23 protein-coding genes and 2 pseudogenes are annotated in these 22872 nt (G+C 36.6%); 2 read left to right on the forward strand and 23 right to left on the reverse strand.

Annotation, left to right across the window (positions count from 1 at the left end; genetic code table 11):
* Nucleotides 1–16 precede the first annotated feature (16 nt).
* Nucleotides 17–991, forward strand: a complete 975-nt coding sequence (locus tag ACFFHF_RS21900; RefSeq protein ID WP_377059038.1) for a BMP family lipoprotein — start codon at nucleotides 17–19, stop codon at nucleotides 989–991.
* A gap of 12 nt (nucleotides 992–1003) precedes the next feature.
* Nucleotides 1004–2659, forward strand: a complete 1656-nt coding sequence (locus tag ACFFHF_RS21905) for a methyl-accepting chemotaxis protein (RefSeq protein WP_377059039.1) — start codon at nucleotides 1004–1006, stop codon at nucleotides 2657–2659.
* A gap of 43 nt (nucleotides 2660–2702) precedes the next feature.
* Here ACFFHF_RS21905 and ACFFHF_RS21910 read toward each other — a convergent pair whose 3' ends face one another.
* The 23 genes and pseudogenes from ACFFHF_RS21910 to ACFFHF_RS22020 all read right to left on the reverse strand — a co-directional run bounded on the left by ACFFHF_RS21910 (nucleotide 2703) and on the right by ACFFHF_RS22020 (nucleotide 22850).
* Complete coding sequence (locus ACFFHF_RS21910; protein WP_377059040.1) at nucleotides 2703–3782, reverse strand: Gfo/Idh/MocA family protein; 1080 nt, start codon at nucleotides 3780–3782, stop codon at nucleotides 2703–2705.
* Between the two features lie 184 nt (nucleotides 3783–3966).
* Entirely contained in the window at nucleotides 3967–4527 is a 561-nt protein-coding gene (gene hpf / locus ACFFHF_RS21915; protein ID WP_119710101.1) for a ribosome hibernation-promoting factor, HPF/YfiA family, read from the reverse strand.
* Nucleotides 4528–4795: 268 nt separating this feature from the next.
* Nucleotides 4796–5137 (reverse strand): flagellar protein FliT, encoded by a 342-nt coding sequence (gene fliT / locus ACFFHF_RS21920; protein WP_377059041.1) that lies wholly within the window; start codon nucleotides 5135–5137, stop codon nucleotides 4796–4798.
* Nucleotides 5137–5538: a flagellar export chaperone FliS gene (gene fliS, locus ACFFHF_RS21925; protein ID WP_377059042.1), complete on the reverse strand. Its 402-nt coding sequence runs from the start codon at nucleotides 5536–5538 to the stop codon at nucleotides 5137–5139. The genes fliT and fliS overlap by 1 nt, the downstream gene beginning before the upstream one ends.
* Before the next feature lie 20 nt (nucleotides 5539–5558).
* Nucleotides 5559–7580 carry a flagellar filament capping protein FliD gene (fliD, locus tag ACFFHF_RS21930; RefSeq protein ID WP_377059043.1) on the reverse strand — a complete coding sequence of 674 codons (2022 nt, stop codon included), beginning with the start codon at nucleotides 7578–7580 and terminating at the stop codon, nucleotides 5559–5561.
* Between the two features lie 13 nt (nucleotides 7581–7593).
* Complete coding sequence (flaG, locus tag ACFFHF_RS21935) at nucleotides 7594–7959, reverse strand: flagellar protein FlaG (protein ID WP_377059044.1); 366 nt, start codon at nucleotides 7957–7959, stop codon at nucleotides 7594–7596.
* 452 nt (nucleotides 7960–8411) lie between these two features.
* Nucleotides 8412–8909, reverse strand: a pseudogene (locus ACFFHF_RS21940) (acyltransferase); the annotation flags it as partial.
* Between the two features lie 192 nt (nucleotides 8910–9101).
* A pseudogene (locus ACFFHF_RS21945) lies at nucleotides 9102–9977 on the reverse strand (polysaccharide pyruvyl transferase family protein); the annotation flags it as partial.
* Complete coding sequence (locus ACFFHF_RS21950) at nucleotides 9970–11889, reverse strand: tetratricopeptide repeat-containing glycosyltransferase family 2 protein (RefSeq protein WP_377059045.1); 1920 nt, start codon at nucleotides 11887–11889, stop codon at nucleotides 9970–9972. The gene ACFFHF_RS21950 and the pseudogene ACFFHF_RS21945, both read right to left, overlap by 8 nt.
* Before the next feature lie 83 nt (nucleotides 11890–11972).
* Entirely contained in the window at nucleotides 11973–13088 is a 1116-nt protein-coding gene (locus tag ACFFHF_RS21955) for a flagellin N-terminal helical domain-containing protein (RefSeq protein ID WP_377059046.1), read from the reverse strand.
* A gap of 418 nt (nucleotides 13089–13506) precedes the next feature.
* Complete coding sequence (gene csrA / locus ACFFHF_RS21960) at nucleotides 13507–13728, reverse strand: carbon storage regulator CsrA (protein WP_377059047.1); 222 nt, start codon at nucleotides 13726–13728, stop codon at nucleotides 13507–13509.
* A gap of 4 nt (nucleotides 13729–13732) precedes the next feature.
* Nucleotides 13733–14161, reverse strand: coding sequence for a flagellar assembly protein FliW (gene fliW / locus ACFFHF_RS21965; RefSeq protein WP_377059048.1), 429 nt, complete (start codon nucleotides 14159–14161; stop codon nucleotides 13733–13735).
* Between the two features lie 12 nt (nucleotides 14162–14173).
* Complete coding sequence (locus tag ACFFHF_RS21970) at nucleotides 14174–14731, reverse strand: DUF6470 family protein (RefSeq protein WP_377059049.1); 558 nt, start codon at nucleotides 14729–14731, stop codon at nucleotides 14174–14176.
* A 71-nt stretch (nucleotides 14732–14802) separates the two neighbouring features.
* Nucleotides 14803–15684 (reverse strand): flagellar hook-associated protein FlgL, encoded by an 882-nt coding sequence (gene flgL / locus ACFFHF_RS21975; protein ID WP_377059050.1) that lies wholly within the window; start codon nucleotides 15682–15684, stop codon nucleotides 14803–14805.
* A gap of 10 nt (nucleotides 15685–15694) precedes the next feature.
* A complete protein-coding gene (flgK, locus tag ACFFHF_RS21980; protein ID WP_377059051.1) occupies nucleotides 15695–17245 on the reverse strand; it encodes a flagellar hook-associated protein FlgK in 1551 nt (516 codons plus the stop codon).
* A 16-nt stretch (nucleotides 17246–17261) separates the two neighbouring features.
* On the reverse strand, nucleotides 17262–17750 hold the full coding sequence (locus ACFFHF_RS21985) for a flagellar protein FlgN (protein ID WP_377059052.1): 489 nt from the start codon (nucleotides 17748–17750) through the stop codon (nucleotides 17262–17264).
* A 15-nt stretch (nucleotides 17751–17765) separates the two neighbouring features.
* Nucleotides 17766–18029, reverse strand: coding sequence for a flagellar biosynthesis anti-sigma factor FlgM (gene flgM, locus ACFFHF_RS21990; RefSeq protein WP_377059053.1), 264 nt, complete (start codon nucleotides 18027–18029; stop codon nucleotides 17766–17768).
* A gap of 124 nt (nucleotides 18030–18153) precedes the next feature.
* Nucleotides 18154–18576 (reverse strand): TIGR03826 family flagellar region protein, encoded by a 423-nt coding sequence (locus tag ACFFHF_RS21995; protein ID WP_377059054.1) that lies wholly within the window; start codon nucleotides 18574–18576, stop codon nucleotides 18154–18156.
* 204 nt (nucleotides 18577–18780) lie between these two features.
* A complete protein-coding gene (locus ACFFHF_RS22000) occupies nucleotides 18781–19476 on the reverse strand; it encodes a ComFC family protein (RefSeq protein ID WP_377059055.1) in 696 nt (231 codons plus the stop codon).
* A complete protein-coding gene (locus ACFFHF_RS22005; protein ID WP_377059087.1) occupies nucleotides 19473–20822 on the reverse strand; it encodes an ATP-dependent helicase ComFA in 1350 nt (449 codons plus the stop codon). Before ACFFHF_RS22005 ends, ACFFHF_RS22000 begins: the two co-directional genes overlap by 4 nt.
* Before the next feature lie 123 nt (nucleotides 20823–20945).
* Nucleotides 20946–21782 carry a fatty acid kinase binding subunit FakB gene (locus ACFFHF_RS22010; protein ID WP_377059056.1) on the reverse strand — a complete coding sequence of 279 codons (837 nt, stop codon included), beginning with the start codon at nucleotides 21780–21782 and terminating at the stop codon, nucleotides 20946–20948.
* Between the two features lie 100 nt (nucleotides 21783–21882).
* Nucleotides 21883–22038 (reverse strand): sporulation histidine kinase inhibitor Sda, encoded by a 156-nt coding sequence (sda, locus tag ACFFHF_RS22015; protein ID WP_377059057.1) that lies wholly within the window; start codon nucleotides 22036–22038, stop codon nucleotides 21883–21885.
* 134 nt (nucleotides 22039–22172) lie between these two features.
* Nucleotides 22173–22850 (reverse strand): response regulator, encoded by a 678-nt coding sequence (locus ACFFHF_RS22020; RefSeq protein WP_377059058.1) that lies wholly within the window; start codon nucleotides 22848–22850, stop codon nucleotides 22173–22175.
* Nucleotides 22851–22872 lie beyond the last annotated feature (22 nt).

The following is a 22872-nucleotide window of genomic DNA, read 5'->3' on the forward strand; positions in this document are numbered from 1 at the left end:
AGAGGAGGACAGCAACATGCTAAAAAGAATATTCTTATTGTTCCTAGTCGTGAATGTTTTAAGCGCTTGTTCACTGGGAGCACAGCAAACAAAGACAGAAAAAGAATACAAAATTGGGATTCTTTTATCAGATAGTGGACTTGGAGATGAGTCCTTTAACGATTCGGCGTTCCGCGGCCTAGAACGAGCTCGCGACGAGTTTGGAATTTTATTTGACTATAAAGAAGCTCCCGACGGGGACTTCGAAGAAAAACTAACCGAACTTGTCGAGGAAGAATATGACCTGATTATCGGTCTTGGTTTCTCTGTTAAGGAAGCGTTAGAAAAAGTGGCAAAGGAACATCCCAATCAGCAATTCATGATTATTGATGAGGTTTCCGAGCTTGAAAATGTTGTATCCCTTACTTTTAAAGAGTATGAAGGAAGCTTCTTAGTAGGAATGGTCGCTGCAATGAAGAGCACCACGGGTAAGATTGGATTTATCGGTGGCTTTGATGTACCTGTCATTAATCACTTTAAAGCAGGCTACATACAAGGAGCAAAATACGTCAATCCAAATGTAGAGGTACTGGTTGAGTACGCAAATTCCTTTGGAGACGCGACACTTGGTGGAGCGATTGCCGAAAAACAAATCGCAGCTGGTGCTGATTTCATCTACCCTGCAGCTGGATTCACTGGTTTCGGTGCACTTCAGACCGCTCAAAAGCTTGGTAAATTGGCTGCTGGCGTAGATTCTGACCAATTTTTCGTAGCGGAAAAAGCCGTTACCACTTCTATGTTAAAAAATATTGACGTGGCCATGTACGATATCGCTAAAGAATTAAAGGAAACAGGAAAAATTGGTTCTTCCACGTATGTGCTCGGTCTTTCTGAAAACGGCGTTGGCTTAGCGGACATTCGTGTCGTACAACTATCAGATGCTGAGAACAGCCAGCTTGAGGAAGCAAAAGAGAAAATCATTTCGGGCGACATTACGGTCGAAATGGAATAAGGAGGGAATGACATGAAACTTCAATCTCGCTTACTTATCATCGCCATCATTCCGCTTTTATTATCAACTTTAATTATTGGATTTATGATTTCTCAGCTAGTGAGCATGCAAAGCTCAGTTAAGGATGATGTACAGGTTTTATTATTGGTGGAAGGTATTCAAGGAGAGCTGGTAGTTGCCAAGCAAGCACTCTCGAATTATACATTCAACCAAAGTGAAGCAAACAAATCAGAAGCTGTGACACAATTACAGAACATTGATGAGCAAATCGCGTCACTTACAAAAGTAATTAGAGTGGATGAGCAGAAAGAAACCCTAGGGAAAGCACAAGAGAAGTTTAACGCCCTATCATCTGAAGTCGATGCGGGGTTTGGAAGTAACGACCCCTCGGCGATTAAAAGGCAATCCATTCGTATTTCTGGTGTCTTAAATGATGTATACCTGTTGGATAAGCTAACTGGAGAATGGTACGACGAAATGCTCCAACAAACCGAGAAAAAGATTCAGTTTGTTGTTTTATTCTCGATCATTGCGATTGTTATATTAATTGTGTTATCTAGCCTTTCAACTTGGTTCTTGGCTAGACGTATTGCGAAACCATTACGTGAAGTGGTGGAGCATGCGGTTAAAGTGGCGGACGGAGACCTCACGGTAGAAGTCGACGAAGTGAAGGAAGATAGTTCGTACGAGCTAGATCAGCTAAAATCGGCTTTTGCGCTAATGATTTCGAATGTAAAACAAACCGTTCAATCGATTGAACAAGTCGGAGAACGAGTGACGGGCTTTACCGCTGAAGTATCTGGACATATGGTGAACTTGCGTGAAATCAGCAACCAGGTAGCTGTTTCGACGGAAGAGCTTGCTCGTGGCAGTCAATCCGTTTCAGAAGACATTCAATCAACCGCCGGCTCAATGGGTGCGATGAACGAAGAGTTCTCTCGAGTTCAGGATAAAACCGAGCAATCTTCACAAGCTGGTACAGCAGCGTTGGATTCGGTTCAAACCGGTCGAGTGTCGTTGGAAAAACAGGTTGAACTGGCTTCACAATTGTCTAAGTCAACCGATCATATAAAAACATCCGTCGAGGGCTTCACACAGTTCGCAGGACAAATTGAGGAAGCAGCACGTTCCGTACGTGAAATCGCAGATCAAACGAATTTATTAGCCTTAAATGCGGCCATTGAAGCGGCACGCGCCGGTGAGGCTGGAAAAGGCTTCGCTGTTGTAGCAGACGAAGTTCGTAAGTTGGCTGATGATTCGACTAAGGCAACGGAACATATCACAACGATGGTTAGCCATATGAAAAAAGGCATTGCGACCATTGTAGAAGCAACGGAGCTTGGGTATGATTTATCCAATCAACAGCAGTCATCTATGAAGGAAACAGAATCTTCATTTGAAGTGATTTCTATGAATGTGATGGCGATCAATGAGCAACTAGATGCGTTGGTTGAGGGGATGAAAACTTCTAGCAGCATGAGTGCTTCGGTTATTTCTGCGATTGAAAATATTTCGGCCGTTACAGAGGAGACAGCTGCGGGGACTGAGGAGATTAGTGCTTCTACGGATGCTCAGCTTCAGGCGTTTGAGCAGGTGAATGAGAAGATGGAGCAGTTGCAGGAGCTGACGGTGGAAATGAAGAAGGAATTGGGGAAGTTTCGGTTGTAATAAAAAAGCGAGCAACTCTTAGTTTGCTCGCTTCTTTAATATATTATTTAAATCTACCTGTAAAGTCCGTGCTACTTACATTGGTTAAAGGTAACTTAACACTTGTCCCTTCTGCAGCTGACTTATAGATAGCTAGTACTAGTTCAAGTGCTCTTCTTCCATCCTCAGCAGTTACATAAGGCTCTCTATCATTTTTGATTGCATCGATTACGTCTGTATATAATGGTTTGTGACCAAATCCATATACATTCGGTGGGTTTTCTTGGTACTCTTCTTTCACTTGATCTGGATCATCTAATCCATCAGCAAAATGCCATTCTTCAATCAGATTAACTGACTTCCCTCCAGCTTTAACCGTACCTTTATCACCAAAAATATAAAGAGTTTCTTCTAGGTTCTTTGGATAGATATTTGTAGTACCTTCGATCACACCATAACTACCATTACCAAACCTTACAAGGGCAATACCAAGGTCTTCCGCCTCTATGAAACCATGCTTTAGGTTGTCTGTCATTCCAACAACTTCTGTGATCTCATCACCCATCATCCAACGAAGAAGGTCAATATTATGGATACATTGGTTCATTAATGCTCCACCATCTTGCTCCCATGTACCACGCCATGGAGCTTGCGTGTAGTAATCTTCGCCACGGTTCCAACGTATATGAGCTGTACCATAAAGAAGTCTGCCAAAACGTTCTTTTTCTACAGACTCTCTAATTTTTTGGATTGACTTATTGAAACGGTTTTGGTGACAAGCACTTACTTTAACGTTCTTTTCCTTAGCTAAGGCGATAATCTGATCCGCTTCTTCAAGAGAAAGAGTAATGGGCTTTTCAATAATTAAGTTTACACCTTCTTCAATGCAATCCAATGCCATTTGACCGTGTTTTCCACTTTCCGTACAGATTGCTACTAAATCAGGCTTTTCAGCTTTAATCATTTCCTTATAGTCCGTATATTGAGGAGTAGAGGTCGGGAGATTAAATGTGGAAATGATCCCTTCCATATTCTCCTGCTTCACATCGCATAATCCTACAATTTCTAATTCATTTTCTATGGCAGCCGCAATATGATTTGGAGAAATTCTTCCACAACCGATTAACGCAAATTTTAAACTCATAAGTACCACCTGTTCTTAATGTTTTTTGTTGTAAACTATGTAAAAATTTCTTGAAAGCGTAATACCTTCACCATTCATATAATAAACTTATTATTTTATTTCATCAATCTTTTATTCATAAGTACATACTTTCTGACTAAAAAGATATCAAAAGGCCCTCTGGAATATCCAGAAGGCCTCACTTTTATTGAGCTTCAATTAGACCATAACGGCCATCTTTACGTTTGTAAACAACATTTGTACGATTTGTTTCAGCATTAGTAAACACGTAGAAGCTGTGACCAAGTAGGTTCATTTGAAGGATCGCTTCTTCGCTGTCCATCGGCTTTAGATCAAAGCTCTTTTGACGAACAAGTTCTAAATCGGTCTCATCCTCTTCTACCGCTACACCGCCACCTTGATTTTCGACTGGAGAAGCAAACAATTCATTTAGGTTTCCTTTTTCACGGAATTTGCGGTTCACTTTTGTTTTATGCTTACGGATTTGACGCTCTAACTTGTCTGTAATTAGATCAATCGCCGCATACATATCATCATGAACTTCCTCTGCACGAAGTACCAAATTCGCCATTGGAATCGTTACCTCTACTTTGGATCGCTTGTCATTGTACAACTTCAAATTCACATGAACATTTGCATTAGGAGTCTCAGTAAAATATCTTTCCAACTTGGCAATCTTCTTTTCCACGTACTCTCTAATTGCTGGAGTTACCTCAATGTTTTCACCACGAACGTTGTAATTCATAAGTGAACTCCTCCTTCACATTATACAAATTTGGTTACCTTACTGTTATGCTTAGAGCAGCTTGTCCTACGCCACTTTTTCCAAGCATATCTTAAAAATAACCACCGTCTTAATATGGTAATTAAGACTATGTATTTATACTTCTATTTTACCCTCGTAAACTCCTGCTAAAACTTGAAAAAGGTTTGAAAATTGTGTCGAATTGGTGACGTTAACCATTTAGACATATTTCAACGAAAAGAAGAGAGACTAGCTTGTGCCAGTCTCCTTACTTCTTTTTGTCGTAAAACATACCATCTGGATTAATGTTCTCATACGGGTTTGCGTATTTGTTTGTTGATTCTTTTTTCACTTTAAGTTCTTTCATATCCTTTTGTATATTTTGCTTTTCTCGTAGCATTAATCCATTCAAATGATCGTTTAATTGCTTGGCTTTTTGTAATAATTCTCGCTCCACATTGGAAGAAGGAGGAACTGCGTTTCTCATTGCCTCATCACGAAGAGCAAGTAACCTCTCTGTTTCTTGTATTCGCTCATCACGGTCACCTTCAGCCTGATAGAGCTTAATCATTTGAACAGTAAGGTCAAAAAACAGCTGTAGTCCATTCACTATGCTTGGCCACCTTGTGCAAATTGCTTTTGACGGTTGATTTTGATCACTTGCTTCCATGTATCGCGATATTCAGTTACGAAGCTTAATACCTCGTCAAGAATACCTATATTATTATTCATATTAGCCTCAACCAGACGTCGATACAGGTAATCATACATCGCCATCAGTTCCTTTGACATAGGAACATCCATATTTAATGTAACCATGAGTTCTTGAATGATTTTTTGAGCTTTTATTAAATTTTTGTTCTTATCCTCAATATTTTTTGCTTGGATGGCTATCTTGGCTTGATTAATAAATTTTATGCATCCATTGTAAAGCATTAATGTTAATTCACCTGGTGATGCTGTATTTAACGTGTTTTGCTGATATGCTTGATACGGATTATTTACAGCCAATTCATACACACTCCTTTATTCTAGCTCATATAGCTTGTCAATTGTGCCATTTGCTCATTTGATCGTTGAATCGCCTTTTCCATTGCTGTGAATCTTGCCCAGTAACGGTCTTCAACTTTTAACAGACGTTCTTCAAACCGATTAATTTTTGTATCTACATCATTTAGTAACTTTCCAATCTCAAATTGATTATTTGTTGAAAAAGAATTTCCTGCCTTGGAACGTAGTTTATCCAAACTCGCATTAACAGTATCGGTTAAACGTTGGGCAATTCCCTTTTCTCCATCGGTTGTTCCAGTCGCATTAAATAGCTTTTCTACAGACGTAGGATTAGCTTCGATTGCCTTTTTCAATGTAGCTTCATCAATTTCAAGCTTTCCTCCTTCAAGGTAGTTTGAGGTTGTCTTTATTCCAATACTAGCTAACTGCTTATATAAAGGATTAACTTCAGTATTTGAAATTGGTGTAGAAAAATCAATACGCATTTTTGTTAGCAAGGACGAAAGTGTTGGATCACGCCTTAACATACCACTCTTCGCTCTTTCTTCCCACTGCTCCTGCTGCTTATCTGTTAAAGTTTCTCTTTGTTCATCTGTTAATGGAGTATATGTCCTATAACGTTCTTCTTGTACCTCTCCTTTTATTTTTCCAATTAGTTCATTGTACTTCAATATAAAACTTTTTATATTTTCAAATACTTGTTCGGTATTATTTGAGATGTTTATACCAACAGGTCCATTATTACTTGCAAAAGGGGTTTTTAAAGTAAATGTTACTCCACTAATTTCAAAGGTGTTTGTAGTTCGCTCTGTTCTAAGGTTATTGATAGTGAAGATTGCATTTTTCCCTTCCGTAGTTGAGGCGGTGTTAAATTTTAAAACATTATTGATTAGGTCTCCTGTAAGAGAGATGTCTTCACCTGATTTATTAAAATCACCTGTCACCTTTCTAGTTAGAGTCATTCGATCACTTGCAGAGTCATAAAACATTGTAACACCAACATTAGAGTCATTAACCTTAGTTATTAGACTATTAAAAGAACTAGTTGCTGCTATATTAAAGTTTTCAGTGGCAAATGTATTATCGGGACCAGCTGTCTTAATATTAAAAGTGCTAAATTTCTCCTCATAAGAAATTTGTATATCTATATCTGCAGCTATATCTGTTAGCATGGTCACCGTTCCATCATTTGCTATATTACCCACAACATTACTTCCATCCATAATTTGACTTCCACTCTTAGTATAATCACTTGTTCCAATTTTGATAGATTGGATAGAGCTACTGGAAGATAATGCCACCTGGTTAATTGAAAACGTTCTAGTTACTGCTGAAGTTTTTATTTCTTGTACTGATTTCGAGGCGATAAAATCTACTTTTACGGTACTTCCATCTGAAACAGAATTATTAAAGGTAAGCTCTCCCGTTACACTATCTATCATTACTTGCTTCTTAACTGGGTCAGTAAAGCTACCAGTTACTACTTCATAAGCAACTCCATTAACATTCACATTCATTAGATCCGTTCTTAATATGGAAGCTCCACCTTTAAGGTCTACTTTAATCGGGCTCCCACTAACTTGTATTGTTTCTGACTTTGGGCTTCCAGTTGTCCAGTTAAAGGTTTGATCATGGAAATTAGCTGACTCATCGTAAAGTGATTTAGTGAAATCAATTTTTTTGCCTTCACCAGTAATTTTTCCGGTAAGATCATTTGTTACTTTTGATGTTGCTGATGCAAGATTTTCCACACTTTGTATAGAATATGAAGCTAATGCTGCGGAACTATTAGCAGTTGCACTTACTTTAGCCTCATCTGAAGATGTTGTTAATCTTGCACGATAAGCTGATGAAAGCTTCATATTCATTAGTTCAGTTCTAAAATTTAATAACAGAGTGTTCATTGAACGATACTCGTCTCTCTGCCATTCTAATACTTGTTTTTTCTGTTTTAGTTTATCCAATGGTATACGTTCTGCCTTCATTAGATCACTAACTAAAGTATCAACATCCATCCCACTAGCTAATCCGCCTATTCTCATACTTTCACACCACCTATATCCTCTTATCTACCATGATTCCGATAAACTCTGTCATTTCAGCATAAAAATCCAACATCTTTTTTGACGGAATCTCTTTGACAACTTGATTTGTCTTATCATCAACTAAAGTTACATAATATTCATTTAATTTCTCATGAAACTTAAATTTTAGGGATGTATGTGCTGGAGTTAAAAAATCATTTAAACTTTTCACTACATCCTCCAATTGTTTTTTTTCTTGAGGAACATTGATAATTTCATCTTTAACATTCGTGAAGTTCCTAAGTTGAAAAAAATCACTTGATTTGTTTTTTTCGGCTTCTATTAAAGTATTTTGTTGAGTAGTGAAGATTGATTTCGATGAAATAGGATCAATCATTTCTTTCTCCCCCTGGTTACATTCTTTATTATTATATCGGTTGTTATTTTTCTTTTTTAACTATTTTAATTGTATAGAGATAGAAAATTGCACTTTCCTTTCTATTGAAATAAGAGTAACCTAAAACTATTTATTTAGCTTTATATCCAGTATAACTAGTAGCGATTGCTTATTTTGTAAATTCCATCAGTAACTAACCTAATTAATAGTCTATTATTTTAACAGATAAACATGGAAAGATATTAAACAGTCTTTTAAGAGTTCTTTAGCAAAAAAATTATTAGAGTATAAAAAAAGGGAATGCAAACTCTCATCTACATTCCCTTCACTTGTTGATTTAGTGTAGAAAAGCAGTAACTAGTTCAGCTTTCTTCACCTAATTGATTTTTAAGTTTCAGATATATTTTATCTTGATCTTTCAATTTGTTATAAGTATCCTTGTCCCTATACTTAATAATTTTTGCTGGATTGCCACCAACAACCGCATACTTAGGTACGTCTTTTGTAATAACTGATCCCATACCGATAACAGCACCTTCACCTATTCGTACTCCTGGAATTATACATACATTTGAACCAATCCACACATTGTCCTCAATTATTACAGGTTTAAGAATATATCTATAGTCATAAGGAATAGATAATAAGTCTGTACTATCAAAGTTATGATTCCTAGTCATTATTTCTACTTTATGTGCAATTATAGTGCCACTACCAATTTTTATCCCTCCGCTTCCAACGTATAACCCACCAAAACCAATATAAACATTATTACCAATTTCAATATTATTCTTTTCAATAAAATAGGTTCCTTCTTCAATTATTACGTTTTTACCTAACATTCTAAATTCATTATCTGTAACATCAAAGTTTGTTTCTCCGTTATCTTGAATTTCAGGTTGTAATTTATTCTTACTATCATTATTAAGTATTGCCAGTATTCTAGACATAAACTGGTTTTGTTTGACAAAATACTTGTCAATATCACAATAAATCTTCTGCTTAATTTTCTTATGGTTTCTTTCAATAAAATTTATTTTCTCCAAAATCTTCAATGTACTTACTTCGCTAGTAAAAATGTTCAGATCTGGAAAATCAACTGATTCCGCGAAATCAAGCGACTTCAATCCATAACCAAGCGATATAAACGGAACCCCATAGGAATAAGACAAAATATTCGCATGGAGCTTTAAATTGATAGAAAATAGAGCTCTGTCGAAAATTTCAACAAGTGAATATACATCATAAACCTTCTCAATTACCTTCAGAGAAGGATTAGACAACTTCCTTCCAAACTCTTTACATGAATCGATATCTTCTGTCCAAAGGGGGTAAACGATTATCTTATAACCTTTATTTAATAATATTTGAGCAATATGTTCTAACTGCTCACTAACGTACTTTTCATCATTTCCTAATATATTGTTAAAAGATGTACCCCAATTTATTAGGACCGTTTCTTTATCAATCAGATTAAAGTCATTTAGTTCATCTATATATTTACCTTTTCTAATTAATTTACTGGTAATAATCCCCGGGTCACCTATTACTTCAGTATTTTTCCTATTAGTATCACTTATTAAAGATCTTGAAATGTTGCCTCTAACCGAAAGTAAGTTAACTCTTTGTAATATCTCTTCAGATTTATTAGATACAAACTTACTTACATCCCTATGATTATTGAACTTTTCAATTGCACTATTTATATAATTAGGATCCCTACTATCTACCCCTGTACCCCATGTTATTAAGGGAATATTCCTCTCAAGAACTTCCATACATACGTTCTCCCAATATTCTAGGTTTAACAGTGATCCCCCCCCTAAAACAACTAGATCATATCTTGAAACATCTGTTTTATAGTTATTCAGAGGGTAAAGAGTATCTATGTTTATGAACTTGTTATTATCAACATTACTATAAACAAGTTTCTTAAAAACCTCTAAAAGTAAGTCATCACCAACATTACCTTGCCCTAACCATCCTAAATATAAAATATTTTTCAACAAACTAATCATCACCTTTTAATAATTCATATATATATGTTTCATTTGGAGCTAGTTTTAAACATCTAAGAATGTTTTTTCTTTTCTCCTCACTTACATGAAAATATGTAAAATACATATATTCAAATGTTTCGTATTCTAAATTTCCTAAAGTAAAAGACATAATAAAATGCTCAGTAGCTTTTTCAAATTCCCCTAGCATATATAAGCAGATACCCAGATTTTTGTATACTTTATTATCTACAAATAAACCTACTCTATTTATTTCCTCTGCATAGATAGATTCTGCATACTTCCATTCTTTGTAATGCATTAGAAACTCTGCCGTCTCAAGTAGGAACTTACCTTTAAAATTTCCTAAATGTGTAAGAAAGTCTTTTATTTCATTTCCTTTACCAAATTGAATTATTCTTCTAAGAAAATCTAGGTATACAATATAATCCTCATCCATTAGTTCCACTGTATTTCCTCTTACTATAGAGATTAAGCGATTAACAGATGGTTGTACAACTGGAAGTAATGTTTTAATAAAGTTTTCATTACCTGAATATAACGAAGAAATGGAGGCAACTATTCCAATATCATATCTGTAAGTTTCCAAGTAAAATTTATGACTATATTCAAATGCTTTTGAAAATTCCCTTATCATCAAATAATTGAGTAATATTGCATTATTTCCCTCTCCAGTAATTTGTTCATACTTCTTTATGTAATATGATAAAAGTGTGCCCTCATTTAATGAAGAAATTGCTTGTATTAAAAAGTTTAACTCATCCTTTGAGGTTAAATTATATATACTATTTATAAAAATAATTTTATCTTCAATCGCCTCATTAGCTAGAAGACGCATAAGATCAATGAATACATCTTTATCCTCTCGATCCAGTTCAATTGCCTTAAGATAAAACTCCATAGCATTTCTTAGATCCAATTTTTTTGAAGCTATTTGCCCTAAAAAATAGTAAATATCTTTTAGGTACCTTTTCATATAATCGACTGAATAGTTTCTATACTCGAAATTTAAGTTCAATGAAATTATGAAGTTTTCCATAGCCAGGTTATACTTTTTATTTTTCAACTCGAGCAATCCAGAAAAATAATAAAAAACTGGATTTGTAGGGAAATTTTCAATTGCATTATTTATTTCAAATTTTATCTCATAATAACTTTTTGAAGAATCAATCATAGTTTTAATAAGAAGTATATATGGGAGCTCCTCAAAACCAAGTTGTTTTACTCTCCCTAAAACTATAGATTTTTTGCAATATTCTATTTGCTTATCATAATCATTATTTAGTCCATAGGTGTCTGCAATATAATAGTACAATTCAGGATCATTAGGTCTTTCCTCAAGCTCTTTTAATAATATTTTGATATTTCTCTCAAATTTGTTTTTCTCTTTTATAATAGTTGGTGAGTAACCAGTATGTATAATTTTAAGTTCATTGTAACCATTAATTGAAGTTAGGTAGTGATTATCTTTCCTAAGATCTTCATGAATTTTCCCTATAAATTTTATTGATTTAAGATTTCTAAAAAAACGATTACCAATATGAGATTGACTTGCATTGCTATTTTCATCTATATTTATTATTTCACATAAGACTGAATCAAAATTTCCCGGTTTCGAAGCCAAGTTTACTAAAACATCTCTATTTAGCTTAGGAAGGTATTCATCGGCATCCAAAAAAATAATCCAATCACCCGTTGCCTTCTCCTTGGCAAAATTTTTTGCCTTAGAAAAATCGTCGACCCATTTAAAATAGTATACATTCACCCCTAAACTTGTAGCTATTTCCACAGTACTATCTTTAGATCCAGTATCAACTAAAATAATTTCATCACACACGTTTTTTAAACTTTCAATACACCTTCCAATACTCCCTTCCTCATTTTTAGCTATTATACATCCTGATATTCTCATTTATTATCACCCCAAAATATTAATAAAAAAACCAGAGAATAGAGTCCTCTGGTTTATTATAAGCCATAAATATTTTTTTATTATTATCTTAATAACTGTAGTACACCTTGAGGTTGTTGATTTGCTTGAGCAAGCATAGCTTGCGCTGCTTGAGAAAGAATTGAGTTCTTTGTTTGTGTCATCATTTCTTTAGCCATATCAACATCACGAACACGAGACTCAGCAGCAGTTAAGTTTTCACTTGAAGTATTCAAGTTATTAATTGTATGCTCTAAGCGGTTCTGCCATGATCCAAGTTTTCCACGTTCTGAAGAAACTTGCTTAATAGCTTGGTCAATTACCTTTATGTCATTATCAAATGAATTTGTTTCTACATTTACAGCTGAAACTGTAGCAGTTGTACCAGCATTTCCAGAACCAAGTGCTGTAGACTTCATGTTTCCAATGTTAATTGCTAATGTAGTATCTTCATTAGCACCGATTTGGAATTTAGCTTGAGTTCCATCAGTTTGTAATGACTTAGAGTTCATACTAGCTGTAGTAAATGTTGAACTGAAGTTTAAAGAGAATCCTAATTTATCAAAGTTTAATGATGATCCTGCTGAAACTGATGCACCCAATGAAATTGTTTGGCTAACACCATCTACTTTAGCAGTAATACCTGTGGCTGCAGCTGTAAATGAGATAGTTTTACCATTATCTAGTCCAGTAAGGTTTGCTGTAACCCCAGAACCAGTTAATGTTGCTTGGCTACCAGCACCAGTCTTAACTTTTGCTCCTAGAGAACCATCAAGTAGATTTTTTGTGTTAAAAGTTGTTTTATTTGCAATTCTATCAATTTCTGAATTTAATTGTTTAATTTCATCTTGAATTGCTTTACGGTCGTCTCCATTATTTGTATCATTGTTCGCTTGAACTGCTAATTCTCTCATACGTTGTAGCATATCGTGCGTTTCATTCAATGCACCTTCAGCTGTTTGGATTAACGAGATACCATCTTGGCTGTTTCTTGAAGCTTGCTCAAGACCACGAATCTGACCACGCATTTTTTCAGAGATTGCAAGACCTGCAGCATCATCACCGGCACGGTTGATACGAAGTCCAGAAGATAATTTTTCCATTGACTTTGATTGTGCTGTAGAAGCACTATTTAGCTGACGATAAGTGTTTAAAGCTGCGATATTGTGATTAATTCTCATTTTATTTTCCTCCTTGAATGTTTGGGTTCACATCCTTGTGAACCTTCTATTTTTTTGTTTTTTATATGAAGAGAAAGTTTCTAGGTCGGCCGCCCTTTTTTCATTCTCTGTCTTACACTATTAATATCGGCGCACTCTTAAAAAGTTTAATAGTTTTTTATATTTTTTTTAATAACTCCTAATATTAGACACGAAAGTCTAACAATTAGGGCGTTTTCTTTTGGCAGACAGAATTTACGGTTGAGGAAAAAATTAATGTAGTTAAATAATATTTAAATGAAGTGGAAGAACATAGAATATTGCTAATAAATTCAGCATAAGAATTTAACCCGAATAACACCATATCCTAATGAATTAGGTTGGTATTATAAAACGAAACAGTATCGTCATGTCCTTAAAGACCATTAGGAGTTATTTATTAATCATTTCTCTTCAAAATACTTAAAAGATCCCCTTGTAGGCTCGCAGCTTGCTTGTTTTCATCAGTAATTTCATTTAAAAGTTCTTTTCTAAAGATCTCTAAGTTTAACGGTGCGTTGATGCCAATTCTAACTTGGTCATTTTTAGTTGAAAGAATAGTTATTTCTATGTCATCACCAATTTTGATTGATTCTCCTAACTTACGTGTAAGGACTAGCATTACCTCACCTCTTCTCTACTAGTTTATGTCTAGTCAAATACTTTTCATTGTTAAGGATTATTTGCTTGCCAAAATTATTTTTAGTATTAATTATTACTGGAGCTTGTAGGTTAACTGTAGTATTTTTAAATGGATCTTGAACAGTTAAAATACTATAAACCAGCACATCCGCTAGTGCGTCTATTTTTAAACACTCCACTACTGATTCATCCAAAATAAAGTCATAGTTATGGTAATAAGCAAATGGATTTATCATAACAAAAGCTAGAGTAGGGGTATTAACCGATTGCATGATATAAAATGTTTCGTCTTCTTCCAATGGTAGAATAACAAATTGAATCTCTTCATGGAAACCTGGAATTCCATTAGAAAAATAGATGTAGTTACTTTGGTCTATTTCTATCGTACCATGGTATTTTGTTCGTAATTCCATTTAATCATCCCTTTATTCAAAGTCTATTTTAAGTGAAGCATGTTGTTTTAAATTTGTTATTACTTGACTAGGATTATAATTTAAAATCGGTTTGTTTAATTTGTAATCAATTTTAGGCTTATTATTTGTTACTTCTACATCTACTTTCCCAGGTTCATACGTGATTTTAACTGATCCTATACTCGGAACCCAACCTATATTGAACTCCTTCTTTTCACCTTCACTATTTCGTTTTGAAATGCTTGAAATTGCACTAAAACCATCTTCTATTTTCATTAATTCTGTGCCTTCTTGAATTCTCCTTGCTATCCCCGTAAGTAAATCCTGTTTTCCTACTCTTGCTGCCTCTTCACTACGAAGTTTTACAGATTTCAGGTCAACATCTGCCCTTGCTTGTGTCTGGTCTATAGTTAGTTTCCCCGGAATCCTAGTTATATTCAAAATAGCTTGAGGTTGTTCAATTTGAAGGTCACCAAGTGATTGCTCAATTGACATCTCTCCCTTTTTGGTTGATATTTCAATTTTTGCCGGTGTCGTTTGTATCCTTATCTGCGGGATTTGCATCTCCATCCTTCCCCCTATAAAAAAGGGCCACCTACACATAGCAGGTCAGCCTTAGATTGCGGTCGTAACTCTGACCCTTATCTTAAAAAGTCCATTAATGTTGGTTGAATAATTCTAGCACCAACACTTAGTGCAGCACGGTGAATACTCTCTTGTGTTGTTAAATCCAAAATAACACGTTCGACATCTGCATCTTCATTGTCAGAAAGTATACGAGTAGCAATGACTTCCTGTTGATCAATGCGAGCCTCTACCATTTCAAGGCGGTTGTAACGAGCCCCGAGCTCAGATCGTTCAGCAGATAAAATATCAAGCCTTTTGTCTAAGGTTCCTAATAAAATATTTAAGTCCCCTGTACCTATTCCTTCAAGCGTTTCTTGTATACCTTGAAGAGTATCAAACAATTCTTGATTAAATATATTGTCAGGGTTGATGTTAGCTTTTAGAGAAACCCCACGCGATACCTCTACAAGATAATTATTTGTATTTAAATTTGCTTGTAGAGCTCCATTACCACCATCAGCAACAGGTGGGTTTGAAGTGTTAGTTCCATTAAATATATAACGACCAGCTATTTGTGTATTAGCTACCGTCATAATATCTTTTTTTATTTGTTCAACTTCTCTAGCGATCGCTTCTTTATCAGATTCAGATAGAGTTCCATTTGACCCTTGAACTGTTAGTTCCCGTACACGTTGTAATGCTTCGTTTACTTGCTCTATCCCCGCTTCAGAATTCTCCATCCATAGATACGATTCAGATAAATTTCGTTTATACTGCTCCACTTCAGTTAGGTTTGAACGATAGTACATCCCCTTCATAGCAACAACCGGATCATCAGAAGGTTTGGTGATCTTCTTGCCTGTTGCAAGCTGATCCTGATATTTCCCCATCTGTGTATAGCTGTTACTCAAGTTTCTTATTGAGTTAGATGCTAACATACCTTGTGTCACACGCATAAATTAACCCCTACCTTCCACCTGTTCCCATACCATTTATTATTTTATCTAATAGTTCATCCTGTAACGAGATCATTCTAGCTGATGCATTATAAGCATGCTGGAACTGAATCATATTTGTCATTTCTTCGTCTAGTGAAACGGAACTTACTGACATTCTTCTTTCTTCAACCGCTTGACGAAGTGTGCCACTGTTTGTTGAAAGTCTCGCAGCTTCCTGAGAATCAACAGCCATTCCACCAACTAACACTTCATAATAGTTACGGAAACTGGACTCTGTGTTGTTTCCGTATTTAAACGGTTTATTAATAATCTCAGCTAATGCTGAAATATTAGTAGAGTCACCCATTGTAGGATTATCCTTACTAGCTGTTGCGATATTGTCTAGACTTGCCATGATCTCATCAGATACTTGCAAACGAGAAGCCATGTCCTTCTTATTGGCAAGATCAACAGCGCCATTTTCTGTATCAGAAAAGAATGCAGGAGTAACATCAGTAGTTGATCCGTTAATCTGGTTTGGTGTAGCCCCAGCCTCATGTTGGAGATTAAACTGATAGGCAAACATGTATGCCATATTGTCTAATTCAGCTAACATATCAGGGTATACTCCAGTTACCTCTACTGAGGAATTCTGATACCCATATGACTCAACAATGGCTTTTAGTTTTCCAGTTGAACTGAATGCCTGAAAATCCACCTGTGTGGATCCGAGTTGAACCGTTTTTACCGATTCATCGGTACCGTTAAAATTAACCGTGAGCTTATTAAAGCCTGTCCCATTTACTAGCTGACCCAAATTAGCACCATTAGCATTAAGTAAAGTGATATTCACTTTTCCTTCTGCTAGGGTAGATGCATTTCCACCACTAGACGAGTAATCAACTTTTATATTTACAAGTGATGACAACTGATCAATTAATCGATCACGCTCGTCGTATAAATCATTTGGTAACAAGCCATGTGGCTCAACACTAGCAATCTGGCTATTTATATTATTAATTTGCTCAGAAAGTGAATTAATTTCTTTTTCAGTTACTGTAATTTCATTTTTTAAGTCTGCACGAATACTATTTAGAGAGCTAGCAAGATAGTTAAATGTTTCCGTTACTGCAACTGCACGTTGTCTCACTACTGAACGTGCTCCAGGGTTACTTGGGTTCACCGCTAAGTCCTGAAGTGATTGCCAAAACTGGTCCATTGTTGTAGAAAGTCCGCTATCAGAGGGCTCGTTCATAATTTCCTCCATTTTAGTATACGACTCTGCACGGGCTTCCCAATATCCTAACTTGTTATTCTCCGCACGGTATTGCACATCGAGGAAGCTTTCTCTCACTCGTTGAACCGAACCAGCCTCTACACCTGTTCCCATTTGACCTGGAAGCTGAGGCTTATTTAGGCCGACGTTCGGATAAGGTTCTGTTTGTGCGAAGTTTACACGTTGTCTTGTATATCCTGGTGTACTTGCATTTGCGATATTATGACCTGTAGTGTTTAAAGCACTTTGTTGTGTAAACATACCTCTACGGGCTGTTTCTAATCCCATAAATGTTGATCTCATGTTCGCGCCTCCGTTTTTAGGCTTTTCGATTGAAAAGGGAATTCGATGTGGACGGTCCGGACTGTTTAGGTGGTCCATAATTGAATTCAGGTGTTTTTGGGTAAAACATGTCTAATGACATTTGGACAAATTGTAGTGATTGTTTGATGAGCTCTGAATTTAACTCATTTTGCTTTTGAAGTTTCTGCGCAACTTCTAATAGCTCCTCACGAAAATCAGCAAGCTTGTCCTTTTTTGAATCATCTATATATGTTAAACAAGTAGAAATTGTAAAGTTCTCTTCCTCTACATGAAAAGGAGTGAGAAAATTTCTCACAACCTGCTGTCTTACTTGTTCGAATTTATTTATGGTTGGTAAAAGCTTTTGCTCTTCTTTAATGAGAGTATTTAGGGCCTCAATGTCCCCTTTTTCAATAACTGTCGTCTTCTGATAGGCTTTTTCAAGCAAGCTATTATGCAGGTCAAGTAGCCTCTCCATGACGGTTACTAATTGATCAGCGGACATCTAAGCCCCTCCTCTCTATATTTTAAAGTAGTTAATGATACTAGATGCAGTTGCAGTAGCGTTTGTCTTGTATGTTCCGTTTTGAACACTTTGCTTCAGCTCTTCAACCTTCTTTTGACGAGAAGCATCCACTTGAGAAATCTGCTGCATTTCTTTTGCAGCGGAAGAAATCTCAACCTTATCCGCTTTAGCAGTTGTTGTGTTATTGACTTTATCAAGTTTGTTTATTGCTTTTTTATATGGATTAATTCCTGTCGTACCAATGTTGTTGATTTTCATATATATCCATCTCCTTCAGAGTCCGTTCCAACTTCTACTAGTATTATCGGACATTTTGAAGGTTATTTTAGCATTTATTTAAAAAATGTATCAAAATGACTAACATATAGGTACTTACTCCTATTTACCTCATAGTCTTATTTGTTGTAAAGTATGTGGCTTGTTTTTCTCGCTTTCGTAGTTCTTCTCTAAAAGCCTCTTCTTGTTCGTGTTGTTCTAAATCTTTTTTTATTTCTAATGCACAAGGCTCACAAAGTTTCCCCGCACGTATAATAGTCCCACATTTGTCACAAGGATAACCTAAGTTAGGAAATTGTGTAACCTTTAGACGCCCGGTACGAATAAATTTCAGAAGGAGTTCTTCCTTAACCCCAACAGCTTCCACCACCTGCAACATCGTGGCTGCTCTATTTTCACGTCTTCTCATAAATTGAGAAACCTTATCGTATGCTTGTTCTTCTTCCTTCCAGCACTTTTGACAAACATCACGAAATTGATTTTTTACATAAATATCCCCACAGCTAGGGCAAGTTTCTATTTGAGACATTTCTTTTTCCCCTTTTTGAAATAAGTCGATAGTCTCATTATAGCTTGTCGATTTGTGTAAGGATATGAAAATTATTTGGAAGTAAATGTATTCAATCGGTCGTTTGATTGAAGTGGGTTTATTCCTTGGGACTCTAAGAGTCGGGTAAATTCAATTAAACGTTTGATTGAATTTTACAAGGCTGCATTTTGTTGAATCGTGTCACTAACCTCTCGCTACCGTAAAGGATGAAACCGATAATGCTCCTTGCTTTTTCAAAAGTTTAGCTGCGTGCAATAGTGTAGAACCTGTAGTATATATATCGTCAACTAACAACACTTTCTTACCGACAATTTCTTCCGCACTAACAATTTTGAAGATATTTGAGAGGTGGACCCTTTCTTCACGAGACTTTTTCGATTGTTTTTCTGTATGAGTACGTTTTAAAACAAATGTTGGTATAAGCCCAGCTTGCAAAATTAACGCTTCCGACTGATTAAATCCTCGTTCATGCAATCGCTCATTACTCAATGGTACTGGGACAATTAAATCGTACTCTTTATTCACTTTTTTTAGACCTTTACAAAGAAATTCCGAAAGCACATAGTCTCCACGAAATTTATATCGACTAATTACTCCTTTTAGAAAGTCATTGTATACATAAAGAGAAACATTACGTTCTAGAATACCTTTCCACTCTTTGTCTCCCTCCCAACGGACACAGTCATAACAAAACTCACCTTTACGAAATTCCTCCGCCAAACCTTCAAAAGGTCTATTACAACGAGCACAACATTCGCCCTCTATAGGTACAAGCTGTTTTGTACATTGATCACATAACAAAACCTCTTCTTCCCTAGAAAACAAATTTCCCCAACCGATGGACAAAATGATTCCTTCTCCACAATAAAGACATTTCACTCGTCAATCAGCCCCTTCGCTAAAGCTTCTTTATTCATCATAACGACTTGACCTTTTGCTTTTTCCATCGCCTGTGTCCTTCCATTATGAAAAAATGTCACATTGCCAAATGGTTTATCCGCACTCCGTCCGACCCTTCCCGCAATTTGAACAAGTGCTGACTCAGTAAAAATCCGATCTTCAGAACCAAGAACAGCAACCTCCAGACCAGGAAAGGTCACTCCCCTTTCAAGAATGGTTGTCGTTACAAGTAACGGAATCTCTTTCTTTCTCATTCTTAGTACCTTCTCTTTTCTATCAGGATCCTCAGCATGCACCGACTCAATCCTTTCATCGATCATTTGTATCAATGGCAACAATTTAGCCATCCATGCAACAGTTGGGACAAATAGTAGCATTGGCGTACCCACTAGCAGGCGATGTTCAATCCACTTTTGCAATTTCAATGGTACCCGACCTTTCTTGACCACCTTCTCCCAGTTACCACACCAAACAAACTCAGGAACAGGCAACGAACACCGATGAAAACGAGCAGGAATGGTTACAAAATTCCTCTTTCTACCCAGACATTCCTTCTGCCACTTCTGGCTAGGAGTAGCCGTCAAATAAATCAAACTCGATTCAACCTTCATCGCATTCCTAACTGCAAACTGAAGCATCGGATCAACAGAGTAAGGAAAAGCATCCACTTCATCAACAATCATCACATCAAACGCTTGATAAAATCGTAATAACTGGTGGGTAGTAGTAATCGTTAAAGGGGAAAACTGATGGCGGTCATCTGAGCCACCGTATAAAGAGGCAACTTGTATTGAGGGAAACACGGACTGTAATCGTGGAGCTAGTTCTAACACAACATCTGTACGTGGGGTTGCAATACACACTCGCTTACCAGTAGCAAAAGCCACTTCAATTCCTTTAAAAAGAAGCTCTGTTTTACCAGCTCCACACACGGCCCAAACGAGCAACTCATCATTATGAGAAATAGCCTTCACCACTCGATCCGAAGCAACCCGCTGACCATCAGAAAGCGAACCACTCCACTTAAGAGAAGCATGATCTATCTCCGGCATATCTCCACCCCATCCATACAAAGGAGTACACTCACTCACACGCCCCATCATGATACAAGCACGACAATACACACACTTTTTCCCACACCGAGCACAAGGAAACTCAGCAAGTAACTCCTTATCACTATTGCCACACCGATTACAACATGCCCGACCTTTCTTATCAAACACAATTCCAGGTCTTTTAGAAACTAAAGGAGAATCAACCATCTCAAAGGGGAATTCTTCACGAAGAAGCTGCTTACCAGCGAGGACATTTCGAAGGGGGTCCACTAAATTCAAATTATCACCTCATAATCAAATTTTCAAAAAACGCCCGAAAACTACAAACACCATCCCAGCAATCGCTGAAATGGCGCCAAATAATAAAAAGATATAAGTTCAGTAAACCAAAAATTATTTCTTTACCCAGCCAAGGCCCATTGAGCCCTCACCTAAATGCGTTCCAATAACCGGTCCGAAGTAACTAATCACAAATTCAACGTTTGGAAGCTCAGCTTCAAGCTCTTTCTTCCATTCATTTGCTTCCTGCTCACGATTGGCGTGAATAATCACTGCACGGTATTGTTCACCAGCAGATGCTTCTGCCAACAGATCAACCATACGGCGCATTGCCTTTTTACGCGTACGAATCTTTTCAAATGGAACAATTTTCTTATCCTGAAAATGAAGAAGTGGCTTCACCTGCAACAAACTTCCAATTAAGGCTTGAGCACTGGATAGTCTTCCTCCACGTTGCAAATGAGATAAGTCATCCACCATAAAATATGCGTACAAAGTCTTCTTCATTTCTTCGAGTCGTGCCATGATTTCGTCTGGCCCCTTACCTTCTTGAGCCATCTGTGCTGCTTCTAGTACGTAAAAACCTTGAACCATGCAGCTAATTTCCGAGTCAAATGCAAAGACATCAATATTCTCTACCATTTCTCCAGCTGATACTGCCCCTTGGAAGGTGCCGCTGATCCCGCTTGATAGGTGGATGCTGACCACTGAATCATAGTCTTTCGATAGTTGTTCGAATAGCTGAACAAACTCACCAACGGGTGGCTGTGACGTGGTTGGAAGCTCACGATTCTTTACCTCTTCAAAAAATTCCGAGGCGGTAATCTCTACTTCTTCTTGATACGTCTCAGTACCAAATATCACGCTTAAAGGAATCATATGAATATCAAGCTTGTCACGCAGGTCTTTCGGGATGTACGCGGTACTATCCGTTACAACTGCCGTTTTCATATAAAAGTAACCACCTTTGTTTTTCTCTACTATATGTCTCACACATATTTTATATGAAAACGATACAAATTGCATTACCTACACGCTCATAAGGGAAACCTTAACTCGCATCCTTTAAGCCCCTACGATGTATTTCTTCCAAAATGAGATCAATAAAACTCGTATCCAGTTTGTAATTTAATGCCTTGCTATATACGTTAACTAAATCCTCATCTGATAATATACCCAAAGATGTATTAATGGAAAACACCTCCATTTATACTAGATTTAGTAGTATTATAAGCAAAAACACCTATTTGTAAAATGTTTTTCACTACATTGTCAAAATTGGAAATGCTTCCAAATACAAAAAAGGACATCTGCCTAGACAGATGTCCCCTCTTCTATAGTTTATCGAACCTCAACCCAGCCCTTTTTAATGGCTTCTACTACCGCTTGAGTACGATCGTTCACGTTCATTTTTTGAAGAATATTACTTACGTGGTTTTTAACCGTTTTTTCACTAATAAATAAAGCTTCCCCAATTCCACGGTTACTCTTTCCATCCGTTAACAACTGAAGAACTTCACACTCACGGCGAGTTAATAAGTGAAGTGGACGACGAATTTCGGTAGCTCCCACATAACCTCCACCGCCTTCACCTGCTAATCGGCGATATTCTCTCACTAGATTATGTGTGACTTTCGGATGTAAATAAGAACCTCCATCGGCCACTACCTTCACCGCTTCTACCAAAGCATCTGCATCCATTTCCTTTAACAGATACCCACTTGCTCCTGTTTGAAGAGCATGTGTTACGTAATTTTCGTCATCATGAATGGAAAGAATGATCACTTTTGATTCAGGAAAATTCTCTATTAGTTGACGAGTTGCTTCTACACCATTCACATTCGGCATATTGATATCCATAATAATTACATCTGGTTGATATTCCTCTACGATAGTAACTGCTTGATTTCCGTCTTCTCCCTCAGCAACTACTTCAAACGTTTTTTCAAAATCTAATATTCTTTTGACACCTTCTCTAAATAATTGGTGGTCATCAATAATGGCAATCTTTGTAGTCATTTCTCTCAGCCTCCCTAAGCCT

The organism is Robertmurraya beringensis (assembly GCF_042433785.1).
In the GTDB taxonomy this organism is placed as follows: Bacteria; Bacillota; Bacilli; order Bacillales; family Cytobacillaceae; genus Robertmurraya_A; species Robertmurraya_A beringensis.

Coding starts and splice junctions, on each gene's coding strand:
- fliW (WP_377059048.1), bottom strand. CDS start 14,161: ATGGAATTACGAACAAAATACCATGGTACGATAGAAATAGACCAAAGT.
- ACFFHF_RS21955 (WP_377059046.1), bottom strand. CDS start 13,088: ATGAGAATTAATCACAATATCGCAGCTTTAAACACTTATCGTCAGCTA.
- ACFFHF_RS21995 (WP_377059054.1), bottom strand. CDS start 18,576: ATGTCTCAAATAGAAACTTGCCCTAGCTGTGGGGATATTTATGTAAAA.
- sda (WP_377059057.1), bottom strand. CDS start 22,038: ATGGAGGTGTTTTCCATTAATACATCTTTGGGTATATTATCAGATGAG.
- ACFFHF_RS22020 (WP_377059058.1), bottom strand. CDS start 22,850: ATGACTACAAAGATTGCCATTATTGATGACCACCAATTATTTAGAGAA.
- ACFFHF_RS21985 (WP_377059052.1), bottom strand. CDS start 17,750: ATGTCCGCTGATCAATTAGTAACCGTCATGGAGAGGCTACTTGACCTG.
- fliD (WP_377059043.1), bottom strand. CDS start 7,580: ATGAGAATAGGCGGATTAGCTAGTGGGATGGATGTTGATACTTTAGTT.
- ACFFHF_RS21970 (WP_377059049.1), bottom strand. CDS start 14,731: ATGGAGATGCAAATCCCGCAGATAAGGATACAAACGACACCGGCAAAA.
- hpf (WP_119710101.1), bottom strand. CDS start 4,527: ATGAATTACAACGTTCGTGGTGAAAACATTGAGGTAACTCCAGCAATT.
- ACFFHF_RS21910 (WP_377059040.1), bottom strand. CDS start 3,782: ATGAGTTTAAAATTTGCGTTAATCGGTTGTGGAAGAATTTCTCCAAAT.
- flgK (WP_377059051.1), bottom strand. CDS start 17,245: ATGAGATCAACATTTATGGGATTAGAAACAGCCCGTAGAGGTATGTTT.
- ACFFHF_RS21900 (WP_377059038.1), top strand. CDS start 17: ATGCTAAAAAGAATATTCTTATTGTTCCTAGTCGTGAATGTTTTAAGC.
- csrA (WP_377059047.1), bottom strand. CDS start 13,728: ATGCTAGTCCTTACACGTAAGTTAGGAGAATCAATCAAAATTGGTGAT.
- ACFFHF_RS21950 (WP_377059045.1), bottom strand. CDS start 11,889: ATGAGAATATCAGGATGTATAATAGCTAAAAATGAGGAAGGGAGTATT.
- ACFFHF_RS22010 (WP_377059056.1), bottom strand. CDS start 21,782: ATGAAAACGGCAGTTGTAACGGATAGTACCGCGTACATCCCGAAAGAC.
- ACFFHF_RS21905 (WP_377059039.1), top strand. CDS start 1,004: ATGAAACTTCAATCTCGCTTACTTATCATCGCCATCATTCCGCTTTTA.
- flgM (WP_377059053.1), bottom strand. CDS start 18,029: ATGAAAATCAACAACATTGGTACGACAGGAATTAATCCATATAAAAAA.
- flgL (WP_377059050.1), bottom strand. CDS start 15,684: ATGCGTGTGACACAAGGTATGTTAGCATCTAACTCAATAAGAAACTTG.
- flaG (WP_377059044.1), bottom strand. CDS start 7,959: ATGATTGATCCTATTTCATCGAAATCAATCTTCACTACTCAACAAAAT.